General features: G+C 49.9%; 11 protein-coding genes and 1 riboswitch. Of the genes, 9 read left to right on the forward strand and 2 right to left on the reverse strand.

Features of this window, described 5'->3' with window-relative positions:
- Positions 1-113: 113 nt before the first annotated feature.
- From tolC to F3J30_RS16750, 3 genes are all read left to right on the forward strand, one after another.
- Complete coding sequence (tolC, locus tag F3J30_RS16740; RefSeq protein ID WP_166717960.1) at positions 114-1580, forward strand: outer membrane channel protein TolC; 1467 nt, start codon at positions 114-116, stop codon at positions 1578-1580.
- 205 nt (positions 1581-1785) lie between these two features.
- Positions 1786-2451, forward strand: coding sequence for a DUF1190 family protein (locus F3J30_RS16745; protein ID WP_166717961.1), 666 nt, complete (start codon positions 1786-1788; stop codon positions 2449-2451).
- Between the two features lie 2 nt (positions 2452-2453).
- Positions 2454-3614, forward strand: coding sequence for a glutathionylspermidine synthase family protein (locus F3J30_RS16750; protein WP_014071788.1), 1161 nt, complete (start codon positions 2454-2456; stop codon positions 3612-3614).
- A gap of 91 nt (positions 3615-3705) precedes the next feature.
- Here F3J30_RS16750 and ygiD read toward each other — a convergent pair whose 3' ends face one another.
- Positions 3706-4494, reverse strand: a complete 789-nt coding sequence (ygiD, locus tag F3J30_RS16755) for a 4,5-DOPA dioxygenase extradiol (protein ID WP_014071789.1) — start codon at positions 4492-4494, stop codon at positions 3706-3708.
- 196 nt (positions 4495-4690) lie between these two features.
- Here ygiD and zupT point away from each other — a divergent pair, with 196 nt between their 5' ends.
- The 5 genes from zupT to F3J30_RS16780 all read left to right on the forward strand — a co-directional run bounded on the left by zupT (position 4691) and on the right by F3J30_RS16780 (position 11215).
- The gene (gene zupT / locus F3J30_RS16760; protein ID WP_166717962.1) at positions 4691-5464 is read left to right on the forward strand and encodes a zinc transporter ZupT; all 774 of its coding nucleotides are present in this window, start codon (positions 4691-4693) and stop codon (positions 5462-5464) included.
- Positions 5465-6243: 779 nt separating this feature from the next.
- Positions 6244-6810 carry a fimbrial-like protein gene (locus F3J30_RS16765; protein ID WP_166717963.1) on the forward strand — a complete coding sequence of 189 codons (567 nt, stop codon included), beginning with the start codon at positions 6244-6246 and terminating at the stop codon, positions 6808-6810.
- A gap of 86 nt (positions 6811-6896) precedes the next feature.
- Positions 6897-9419 carry a fimbria/pilus outer membrane usher protein gene (locus F3J30_RS16770; protein WP_166717964.1) on the forward strand — a complete coding sequence of 841 codons (2523 nt, stop codon included), beginning with the start codon at positions 6897-6899 and terminating at the stop codon, positions 9417-9419.
- Positions 9420-9425: 6 nt separating this feature from the next.
- Positions 9426-10169: a molecular chaperone gene (locus tag F3J30_RS16775; protein ID WP_211053303.1), complete on the forward strand. Its 744-nt coding sequence runs from the start codon at positions 9426-9428 to the stop codon at positions 10167-10169.
- Positions 10170-10171: 2 nt separating this feature from the next.
- Positions 10172-11215: a pilus assembly protein gene (locus F3J30_RS16780; protein ID WP_166717966.1), complete on the forward strand. Its 1044-nt coding sequence runs from the start codon at positions 10172-10174 to the stop codon at positions 11213-11215.
- A 51-nt stretch (positions 11216-11266) separates the two neighbouring features.
- On the opposite strand, the gene ribB is transcribed toward F3J30_RS16780, so the two are convergent.
- A complete protein-coding gene (gene ribB / locus F3J30_RS16785) occupies positions 11267-11920 on the reverse strand; it encodes a 3,4-dihydroxy-2-butanone-4-phosphate synthase (protein ID WP_014071795.1) in 654 nt (217 codons plus the stop codon).
- 106 nt (positions 11921-12026) lie between these two features.
- Positions 12027-12177, reverse strand: a riboswitch (FMN riboswitch).
- Positions 12178-12298: 121 nt separating this feature from the next.
- On the opposite strand from ribB, the gene ubiK reads away from it, so the two are divergent.
- On the forward strand, positions 12299-12595 hold the full coding sequence (ubiK, locus tag F3J30_RS16790) for a ubiquinone biosynthesis accessory factor UbiK (protein ID WP_166717967.1): 297 nt from the start codon (positions 12299-12301) through the stop codon (positions 12593-12595).
- The last annotated feature ends 1 nt before the right edge of the window (position 12596 follow it).

A 12596-nucleotide genomic window follows, 5' to 3' on the forward strand; every position in this document is an offset into this window, starting at 1 on the left:
TTACAGCCGGATGGCACGTAACGCCAACCTTTAGGTGTGGAAGATTCTGTTAGAATCGACAATTATTTTTTAATTAGATCAGCGCTAATACTGCTTCACAACAAGGAATGCAAATGAAGAAATTGCTCCCCATCCTTATCGGCCTGAGCCTGACGGGCTTCAGCGCAATGAGCCAGGCAGAGAATCTGTTACAGGTTTATCAGCAGGCACGTCTGGGCAACCCTGATCTGCGTAAGTCAGCGGCCGACCGTGATGCTGCGTTTGAGAAAATTAACGAAGCGCGTAGCCCGCTGCTGCCACAACTGGGCTTAGGTGCAGATTACACCTACAGCAACGGTTTCCGCGATTCTAACGGCGTTAACTCCAATGCGACCAGCGCATCACTGCAATTAACGCAAACTCTGTTTGATATGTCCAAATGGCGTGCGTTGACCTTGCAGGAAAAAAGCGCGGGCATCCAGGACGTCACCTATCAGACCGACCAGCAGACGCTGATACTGAATACCGCAACGGCGTACTTCAACGTGCTGAGCGCGATTGACTCGCTCTCCTACACCGAAGCGCAAAAACAGGCAATTTATCGCCAGTTAGACCAAACGACCCAGCGTTTCAACGTGGGCCTGGTTGCCATCACTGACGTACAAAACGCCCGTTCACAATACGATAGCGTACTGGCAAACGAAGTGACCGCGCGTAATAACCTTGATAATGCGCTGGAATCACTGCGTCAGGTCACCGGTAACTACTACCCTGAACTGGCCTCGCTGAACGTGGACCATTTCAAAACGGACAAACCACAGACGGTAAATGCGCTGCTGAAAGAAGCAGAAAACCGCAACCTGACCTTGCTTCAGGCACGCCTGAGCCAGGATCTGGCGCGTGAACAGATTCGTCAGGCACAGGATGGCCATCTGCCAACCCTGAGTCTGAGCGCGTCGACTGGCGTGTCTGACACCACCTACAGTGGTTCTAAGACTAACAACACCCAGTATGATGACAGCAACATCGGCCAGAACAAAGTCGGCCTGAGCTTCTCTCTGCCGCTGTATCAGGGCGGGATGGTGAACTCGCAGGTGAAACAAGCGCAGTACAACTTTGTGGGTGCCAGCGAGCAGCTGGAAAGTGCACACCGCAACGTTGTTCAGACCGTGCGTTCCTCCTTCAACAACGTCAACGCCTCTATCAGCAGCATCAACGCCTATAAACAAGCCGTTGTTTCTGCACAAAGCTCCCTGGATGCGATGGAAGCAGGCTACTCGGTGGGTACTCGTACCATCGTTGACGTGCTGGACGCGACCACCACGCTGTATAACGCAAAACAACAGCTCTCCAGTGCACGTTACACTTACCTGATTAACCAGCTGAACATCAAATCAGCGCTGGGTACGTTGAATGAGCAGGATCTGCAAGGGCTGAACGCTGCACTCGGCAAACCAGTTTCGACATCGCCAGATAGCGTTGCGCCTGAAAATCCACAGCAGGTTGCCGCGGTGGATAACTTCAACGCTGAAGGCAGCGCGCCTGCTGCACAGCCAGCGTCAGCACGTACCAACACCGGCAGCAATCCGTTCCGTAACTAAGCATTGCCCGATGGCGCTTCGCTTATCGGGCCTACATAATCGTAGGCCGGGTAAGCGCAGCGCCACCCGGCGCAAAATCACATCCGAACGTAAGTCAACGTAAAGATCTCCCTGTTTCCGCCCCTCTTAGCTTCATTTTCGACCACTCATCCTCTATCCTGAGCCTTATTTACTTCGTTCTACCACTGGGTCCTGGAAGACAAAAATGAAACGGACAAAATCGATTAATCACGCATCGTTCCGCAAAAGCTGGAACGCGCGCCATCTCACTCCTGTCGCGCTGGCGATCACCGCCGTCTTTATGCTGGCGGGCTGTGAGAAAACCGACGAAACGGTATCGCTGTATCAGAACGCGGACGACTGTTCAGCCGCCACCGGCAAAGCCGCAGAATGTACCACTGCGTACAACACCGCGCTGAAAGAAGCAGAGCGTACCGCACCGAAATATGCCTCACGTGAAGACTGCGTTGCTGAATTTGGCGAAGGCCAGTGCCAGCAGGCCCCTGCTCAGGCAGGCACGGCACCTGAAAACCAGGCTCAGGCACAATCCAGCGGCAGCTTCTGGATGCCGCTGATGGCCGGTTACATGATGGGTCGTCTGATGGGCGGCGGTGCTGGCTACCAGCAGCAGCCGCTGTTTAGCTCGAAAAACCCGGCAAGCCCGGCGTACGGCCAATACACCGATGCCAGCGGTAAAGGTTACGGTGCAGCGCAACCCGGCCGCACAATGACCGTGCCGAAAACCGCAATGGCGCCAAAACCTGCGACCACCAGTACCATTACCCGCGGCGGTTTTGGTGAGTCAGTTGCAAAACAAACCTCCATGCAGCGTAGCGCAACCGGTTCTTCTACCCGTTCAATGGGCGGCTAATCATGGAACGAGTCAGTATCACCGAGCGCCCGGACTGGCGCGAAAAAGCGACCGAATACGGCTTTAACTTTCACACCATGTACGGTGAGCCGTACTGGTGTGAAGACGCCTATTACAAGCTTACCCTCGCCCAGGTAGAGAAACTGGAAGAGGTAACCGCTGAGCTGCACCAGATGTGCCTGAAAGTGGTTGATAAAGTCATCGACAGCGACGAGCTGATGGCTAAATTCCGCATTCCAAAACACACCTGGAGCTTCGTTCGCCAGTCATGGAAAACCAGCCAGCCATCGCTTTACTCGCGCCTCGACCTGGCCTGGGATGGTGTAGGCGAACCTAAGCTTTTAGAAAACAACGCCGACACGCCAACCTCTTTGTATGAGGCTGCGTTCTTCCAGTGGATTTGGCTCGAAGACCAGGTGAACGCCGGAAACCTGCCGGAAGGCAGTGACCAGTTCAACAGCCTTCAGGAAAAGCTGATTGAACGCTTTGGCGAACTGCGTGAGCAGCATGGCTTTAACCTGCTGCATCTCGCCTGCTGTCGCGATACAGAAGAAGATCGCGGCACAGTGCAGTATTTACAGGACTGCGCGGCCGAAGCCGAAGTGGCTACCGAGTTCCTTTATATTGAAGACATCGGCCTGGGAGAAAAAGGTCAGTTCACGGATTTGCAGGATCAGGTGATCAGTAACCTGTTTAAGCTCTACCCGTGGGAATATATGCTGCGCGAGATGTTCTCTACCAAGCTGGAAGATGCCGGTGTCCGCTGGCTGGAGCCTGCCTGGAAGAGCATTATCTCCAACAAGGCACTGCTGCCGATGCTATGGGAGATGTTCCCGAACCACCCGAACCTGCTGCCCGCTTACTTCGCTGAAGATGATTTCCCGCCGATGGATAAATACGTCGTGAAGCCCATTTTCTCTCGCGAAGGGGCGAACGTGTCCATCATCGAAAACGGCAAAACGCTGGAAGCGGTTGAAGGGCCTTACGGCGAAGAAGGGATGATCGTCCAGGCATTTTATCAACTGCCGAAGTTTGGCGACAGCTATACGCTGATTGGGAGCTGGCTCATCAACGATCAGCCAGCCGGGATCGGTATCCGCGAAGATCGCGCGCTGATCACTCAGGATCTGTCACGGTTCTATCCGCATGTTTTCGTAGAGTAAATTGCGGCCTGATGCCCTCACCCCATCCCTCTCCCACGGGGAGAGGGTGCAAACACTAAAAACGGCAACCAGGGTTGCCGTTTTGCGTTTATTACCCCACCTGCACCGACAACATACTCAGGCTACCCATCTCAATACCATCAACCGGGATCGTAATCGGCTCCTGGCCATCCCACGCGCCTAATACATACAGCAGCGGCAGGAAGTGATCCGGCGTTGGGTTAGAGAGCGAACCGCCTTCGTGTTCCAGATAGTTCACCAGAGGGTGCTGCTCAACCGGGCCTTGCCAGGTCAGGTTCGCTTTTACAAAATCGTTGAAAGATGTTGCCCATGGGTACGGCGTATTCTCCCCGTGCCAGCGTGCAGTACGCAGGTTATGCACCACGTTACCGCTCGCCACCAGCATGATGCCCTCATCACGCAGTGAGGCCAGCTTACGGCCAATCTCCAGATGCCAGGCCGCTGGTTTGGTGCTGTCGATACTCAGCTGCACCATTGGGATATCCGCATCAGGATACATTTTAATGAGCACGCCCCATGAGCCATGGTCAAAACCCCAGGCTTCTTTATCCAGGGCGACCGGGACAGGTGCCAGCAGATCCACCAGCTGTTGTGCCAGCGCAGGCGAGCCAGGCGCCGGATAATGCGTGTCATAAAGTGCCTGAGGGAAGCCACCAAAATCATGGATGGTTTTCGGTGCTTCCATCGCAGTCACGCCTGTGCCACGAGTAAACCAGTGCGCAGAAACCACCACAATTGCTTTCGGGCGTGGCAACGTCTCTCCCAGATGACGCCAGGCGCGGGTGTAGACGTTATCTTCCAGAACGTTCATTGGGCTGCCGTGGCCTAAAAACAGTGCTGGCATACGAGAAGAAGTCATGGTGATATCCTTACAGAAGGTGTCAATTTGATGGTTCTACATTACGCGTAATCTGGCAAAGATGAACGCAGATAAGCGTGAAGATCATCATCAGGAAATTTGAATGTAAGGAATGTGTAAAGCAGAGGCCGCCCTCTCGCTTTGCCAACAATGAATCATTAATATTAATGAGAATCATTATCATAAGGAGCAGTGCATGTCAGTACCTTTGATCCTGACCATACTTGCGGGCGCAGCCACCTTTATTGGTGCAATTCTCGGCGTTCTCGGCCAAAAGCCGTCTAATCGTGTGCTGGCCTTTTCATTAGGTTTTGCCGCAGGGATCATGCTGCTTATCTCCCTGATGGAGATGCTACCCGCTGCACTTGGCACGGAAGGTATGTCGCCAGTGCTGGGCTATGGCATGTTTGTGCTGGGATTGCTGGGTTACTTTGCCCTCGACCGCATGTTGCCTCATGCGCATCCGCAGGACTTAATGCAGAAAAACGTAACGCCCATCCCACGCAATATCAAGCGTACCGCTATTTTACTGACGCTCGGGATCAGCCTGCATAACTTCCCGGAAGGTGTTGCCACCTATGTGACGGCCAGCAGCAACCTGGAGATGGGGTTGGGCATTGCACTGGCCGTTGCATTGCACAATATTCCTGAAGGACTGGCGGTTGCCGGGCCGGTGTATGCGGCAACCGGATCAAAACGAACCGCCATTTTTTGGGCCGGGATTTCAGGGATGGCCGAAATTTTGGGTGGCGTGCTGGCATGGCTGATTCTCGGTAGCCTGGTTTCACCGGTGGTAATGGCGGCCATCATGGCAGCCGTTGCGGGCATTATGGTTGCCTTGTCTGTTGACGAACTGATGCCGCTGGCGAAAGAGATCGACCCGAACAACAACCCCAGTTATGGCGTACTGTGCGGGATGTCAGTGATGGGGCTGAGCCTGGTATTATTGCAGGCAGCAGGTATTGGTTAATACGTTATACGCCTTCGTAAAACGGAGGCGTATATTAATATAATAAATACCATTTAACATATAATGTCACATGCTCTTGATTATTTGAATAATCAACTCCTTTTCAAGACATTTCGATCACTATTTTTGCATAAATAAGCGCCATTCATTCACCGCAAACAACAACCCTGAGTTGGGATTAGGCATCACGTTTGCCGTGGACGATCTGATGCCGTTTGCCAAAGCGACCCCAACCATAACCCAAACTATGGCGTGTTATGCGTCATGTCGATAAGGGGAATGAGTCTGATGGCATGACAACCCGTGTGTATCGGCTAAAACAGAGTGCACCTTCAGACACGAAGGTGTAAATTTTTATGTCAATTTTCTTCACGCCTCGCATTGATTGATAACCCCAAACTATAATGCAACTTGCAACCACTTGTTTCATACAATTGCATTCAGTGAAAATATAATTATTTATTCAATAATTCATGTTACAAAAAAAAGTATAAGTAATTTTAGTAGTTATAATATCTTGACGGACATCATATTGCGGCACTTCTCTTATAACAGTCTTAAGGAAGCTTTCTTCCCCTTGCCCCACTGACACGTTCACCCCAGAACCAATCATCACCATGATGAATATAAAAAATTCACCTAAATGTTCTATTTAAATTTTCTAAAAGTGAAATCACAAATACTAGTGATATATTTATCCCCGTTGTACAAAATTAATTAAAATTGATAATCATACTGCTTGTTTCTAAAGCAAGCTTCACTATAAAGGAATATATTAAATGTTGAACAAAACACTGTTAGCCGTTGTTACTGCTTCCCTGCTGTCTGGTGTTGCTTTCAATGCATCTGCTGCTGATGCAGGTCATGGTAAAGTGACGTTTAAAGGTGAAGTTATCTCTGCACCTTGCTCAATCGCGCCTGGCGATGAAGACCTGCAGGTTAACCTGGGTGAAGTTGCAGATTCAGCGCTGAACGGTGGCAAGTTCTCTCTGCCAGTTGATTTTACTATCCATCTGCAGGACTGTACGCTGACCGGCGGAACCACTGAAGCCCCAACCACTATCAGCAAAGCGAAAGTAACCTTCAACTCTGCAAACGAAGATGCGACCACTAAACTGCTGAAAAATACCTATGAAGGTAACTACGGTGCTGCATCAAACGTTGGCGTACGTATCCTGACCGAAGGTAAAGCTAACGTAGACATGGGTGTAGCGCAGGTATTCAACCTGGTTGCAGATAATGCGTATCAGGAACTGAACTTCAAAGCACGCATGGAATCACCAACCAAAACTGCAACTGCGGGTGATGTTTATACCCAGGCTAACTATATTCTTGCTTACGAGTAATCGTTAACGAATAGCGTTAGGACAATATAAGTCGGTGAAGGAATCACCGACTTTTTTAGTCTATTTTATTAAAAGAAAAGGATTTTATGCGCAACATTAAAAACCCAGCCATATCTGTATTATCTCTTTTAATAAAACAGATTATTCACCCTATTATTGTCGCAGGTGTAATCGTATCCCCTGCCTGGTCGGTAGAGTTCAACACCGACATGATTGACACTGAAGATAAAAGCAATATTGACCTCAGCCAGTTTGAAAAGAAAGGTTACATCCCTGTAGGGCAGTACATCGCTCGCGTTGAGATCAACAAAAAAAGTCTCCCCAACTTATGGTCATTTGACTGGATTAAAGCCGGCAATGAAAGCGGCTCTCAGGTCTGCCTTACACAGAGCGATTTACGCTCATTTGGTTTTGCTGATGAGTTTATTCAACAACTTCAACCTGTTAATACGCAGGGTTGTCTCGATCTCAGCGCAAAACCTGAATTAATCATCGGTCTGAATAAAGCGGATATGGTTGTGTCCATTACTGCGCCCCAGGCATGGATGAAGTATCAGGCAAAAAACTGGACGCCTCCAGAATTCTGGGACGATGGTGTGGCGGGTGCCTTACTCGATTACAACGTCTATGCAAGTCAGTACGATCCTGACGGTGGGGAAAAAAACCAAAACATCAGCTCTTACGGCACACTCGGGTTCAACCTGGGCGCGTGGCGTTTGCGCTCAGATTACCAGTACGATAAATCATATACTAATGGGCATACCAACAGCAGTGACAGTGGTCTGGATCGCACCTATTTGTTCCGCCCTATACCATCAATGTCTGCCAAATTAACCTTGGGTCAGTACGATCTTAACTCCGATATTTTCGACACGTTTCACTTCACGGGCCTCTCTCTGGAGAGTGATGAAAATATGCTGCCCCCGGATTTGCAAGGGTATGCCCCTCAGATTACCGGTATCGCGCAGACCAATGCCAAAGTAACCGTGACCCAAAATGGGCGAATGGTTTACCAGACCACCGTCGCGCCTGGTCCATTTAACATCACCGACCTGGGCGACACTTTCCAGGGTCAACTCGATGTTACCGTTGAAGAAGAAGATGGGCGTAAAAACACCTTCCAGGTAGGCTCGTCTTCAATCCCCTTCCTGACTCGTAAAGGTCAGGTACGATATAAAACCTCGACAGGTAAGCCTACAAGCGTTGGCCAAAGCGACGTTAACAATCCTTACTTCTGGACTGGGGAATTTTCGTGGGGATGGAAGAGTGACATTTCGCTTTACAGCGGAGCATTGCTGACGGCCGATGATTACCAGGCAGTAACAACGGGTATCGGTTATAACATGAACAGCTTTGGCGCACTGTCGTTTGATGTCACACGTGCTGAAGCAACGTTGCACAATGAGGATAGCGGCAAACAGCGAGGCTACAGCTATCGAGCAAACTATTCTAAACGCTTTGAAGAAACCGGCAGCCAGGTAACGTTTGCTGGCTATCGTTTTTCTGACAAAGAATACGTCACCATGAACGAGTATTTAATGTCGCGAAGCGGTGATGATTCGCTCAGTAATGAAAAAGAGAGCTATGTGCTCTCTTTAAACCAGTTTTTCTCTTCGCTGGGAATGAACGCCTATCTCAACCTGACGCGCAATACCTATTGGGATGACACCGCCAGTACAAACTACACGGTATCGGTCAACCGTAACTTTGATATCGGCAACCTTCAGGGTATTTCGGCGTCGCTCTCCGTTAGCCGCTCCAGGTGGGACGGAGAAGATGAGACACAATATTATCTTTCCTTCTCTATACCGCTAGAGCAGAGTCGCAGCGCCTCATGGAGTATGCAAAAAACGGGCGATAGCAGCCTCACACAAACAGCCTCGTACTACGATTCTTCAGACCGGAGCAATACCTGGAATATTTCCGCATCCGGCAAGGATAGTGATTTTAGTCACGCTGAGCCGACCGTTCGTGGTGGCTACCAGCATTATTCTCCTTACGGCCGTCTGAATGTGACGGGGAGTATTCAGCCCAACTATTACAACTCTTTCACGGCAGGCTGGAATGGCTCCTTAACCGCAACGCGTCACGGTATGGCCCTGCATGATTACAGCAACGGCAACAATGCACGCATGATGGTTGATACCGACGGCATTGCAGATATCCCGTTAAGCGATAACCGCACTGTCACCAACAGATACGGTATTGCGGTTACCAACGCCGTCAGCGACTACATCACCTCTACAGTTCGCGTGAAAAGTACCGATCTCCCGGAAGGTGTAGATGTGAATAATTCAGTGATCAGTACCACGCTCACTGAAGGTGCAATTGGTTACGCCAAAATGAATGCCACTAAAGGTTATCAAATTTGGGGTGTTATCCGTCTGCAAGACGGTCATTTCCCGCCGTTAGGCGTCAACGTTGTGGATAAAACAACAGGCAGAGATGCGGGCCTGGTGGCTGAAGACGGCTATGTCTACCTCAGCGGTCTTCAGGACGACAGTGAACTCACACTTACGTGGGGTAGCAACAGCTGCGAAATTTCAGCGCCTAATAAAAGTAATGCCGATGGAAAAGCCATTATTTTACCTTGTAAATCAGTAAACTAATTCAGGATGAATGAAATGAAATTAACGTTAATTGCAAAAGGATTTTTGTGTTTACTCAGTCTCAGCACGCTCGCCCATGCCACCGTTTCACCGGACAGAACGAGGATAATTTTTAATGAGACGGACAAGAGCGCCACGGTCAAACTGACTAACCAGAGTAAAACCATGCCTTACCTGGCTCAGTCATGGATTGAAGACAAAAACAGCGTCAAGACGCGTGAATACATTACGCCCCTACCTCCGTTACTTCGCCTGGAGGCTGGCGAGCAGAGCCAAATCCGTCTGATGGGACAACCCACGCTTGCTCAGTTGCCTAAAGACAGAGAGAGCCTGTTCTATTACAACATGCGCGAAATCCCCCCTCGTTCAGACGCGAAAAATGTCATGCAGCTGGCGATGCAAAGCCGCCTGAAGCTTTTCTGGCGTCCTAAGGCGATTGTGCTTAAAGAAGGGCAAGCCGTGCCTATGGATAAAGTGGATATCATCCGAACCGCAGCAGGCATAACGATCAAAAACAGAACACCTTATCATGTCTCGGTGGGTTACATCGGTACAGACGGTAAAACCCTCTTACCCGGCGCAAGTGGGTTTATGGTAGCCCCTTTCAGTGAAAATACGTCTGACATTAAAAACCTTCCGTCCAAATTCCAGATTGGCTATATCGGCGATTACGGCGGTTTGAATATGTTCAGTATTAGCTGCACTTCCGTGCAGCCAGTGTGCCATAGCGAAATAGTGAAAAAGGGCTAAATATGAAAAATATCGCTTCGCTGCTGGGCTTATTGCTGCTACTTTTTTCATCGTCGTCATGGGCGGTAGACTGCTACCAAAATCAGAAAGGTGGTGCCACGGTTTACACCGCTAACCTTCCAAGCTTTACCGTCCCTTCAAATGCGGTCATCGGAAGCAAAATATGGGAAAGCTCTGACGTTAACGTGACCGTTTATTGTGATAATGCATCAGGCTGGAGCAAAACCAACCAGACCGAAGACCTCTTCGCATGGATAAAACTATCTGCAAAGAACAGTGCGGATGTATTAAATAACCCCTATTTCACTTTTGGCGTTACCTATAACGGCGCAGACCATGAGATGAATGATGAAGGTATTGATACCGGGGCCTGTCTTGATAAATTCGAACCATACTATGATGGTATCTGGCATAACCCGGTATGTAATGGCGTCACGTTGCAGAAAAGCATCACGTTTCCTGCACGTTTCCGCTTATATGTAAAACTGAAGGCATTCCCTGACGAGCCGGATACCGTTTATAACTTTGGCAGCGTCAACGTCCTTCAATTTGACGGCGAGGGTGGGGCGAACCTCAGTCCTAATGCAAAAAACCTGAAATATAATATTGATGGTCTCGATCATGTTCACTTTCTGGACTGTGGTGTTGATATACAGATATTCCCTGAAAACCAAATTGTCGATTTTGGCCAGGTCAATAACATCGACGTGAAGACACAAAAAGCCCCATTTAGCGTTTCAACAATACGCGACGCCACTGCGGCATGCTCACAACAGTTTGATGTCACACTGAGTTTCAATACCGACGATCTGTATGACACCAGCCATGTTGATATGGGTAACGGCTTATTAATGCAGTTACGCGACGAGACGTTAGGACAGGATATTTTAATGAATACCTATTATCCCTTCGCCACCTACTATCCAGATAGAGGTGCCTCGACGATCACCCATAATTACATGGCGAAGTTAACCAAAAATCCGAACAGAGGGATTGAGATAGGCCCCTTCAGTAAAGATCTTATCCTTAAGATAAACTATCAATAAAGAGATACAAAAAAGCCGGGATTATCCCGGCTTTTTTCATTTCAGAAATTTTCAGCTGGCTTTACGCTCGTGCGCCTGGCGATATTCCACCAAATCTTCGATGGTCACAACCGGCATGTTGTGCAGACGCGCAAAGGTGATGCATTCTGGCGCACGCGCCATGGTGCCGTCATCGTTGGTCAGTTCACACAGAACGCCTGCTGGTTTGAAGCCAGCCAGAGTTACCAGATCGATAGTCGCTTCGGTGTGACCGCCACGAGTCAGCACGCCACCAGCCTGAGCACGCAGCGGGAACACATGGCCCGGACGGTTCAGGTCAGATGGTTTTGCGCCATCAGCAATGGCCGCACGTACCGTAGTCAGACGGTCGGCAGCAGACACACCGGTGGTGACGCCATGCGCCGCTTCAATGGTCACAGTAAAACCGGTACCAAACGCGCTGGTGTTGTTTTCGACCATCATCGGCAGCTCAAGCTGCTTACGACGATCTTCGGTGATACACAGGCAAACGATGCCACTACCGTGACGGATGGTCAGCGCCATCTGTTCAACGGACATGTTTTCGGCGGCGAAAATCATGTCGCCTTCGTTTTCACGGTTTTCATCGTCAAGCACCATCACACCGCGGCCTTCGCGCAGTGCATCCAGTGCATGTTCAACACGCTGAGTTGAAGTGCCAAAAGAGGAAAGTAGCGTCTGATTCATGGTAAAAAAACCTCATTAAAATTATGGTTACCAGAATCAGGGCAGTCTTAGGAGCGCCACATAAGTGGCAAAAAAATAACGTGAGCGGGCCCATGCCCGACTTGATCGTTACTCTCTCCCATCCGGACTCTAACCGTCGGCCCCGGAATTACACCGGATCTGCTGACCTTTGAGTTTTCACCCAAAGCGCTCGCGGGCTTTCAGCGTCACGCTGATTTACCGCCGGTGGGGAATTTCGCCCCGCCCTGAGAATAAGCGAAGTAACTATAACGCTATTGATTAACCTGGGCAATGCATAAGCTTCAAACAATATTGGTTTATCCTGGAGCATGACGCGCTACAATGGTCATCAACACCGTTTCATCAAGGGAAGCCACAATGATTGACCCGAAAAAAATTGAGCAAATTGCGCGCCAGGTCCATGAGTCCATGCCGAAAGGCATTCGTGAATTTGGTGATGACGTTGAGAAGAAAATCCGCCAGACGTTGCAGGCGCAGCTGGTTCGCCTTGATTTGGTCAGCCGTGAAGAGTTTGACGTGCAGACACAGGTACTGTTGCGCACCCGCGAAAAACTGGCGTTGCTGGAACAGCGTTTAACCGAGCTGGAAAACCGTAATGCACCGGAAGAAGTGAAGCCAGCCCCGGCTATTCCGCCGGTGAAGGACCAGGAGTAAG

It is taken from the genome of Enterobacter sp. Tr-810 (genome assembly GCF_011752765.1).
Taxonomy (GTDB): Bacteria; Pseudomonadota; Gammaproteobacteria; order Enterobacterales; family Enterobacteriaceae; genus Enterobacter; species Enterobacter soli.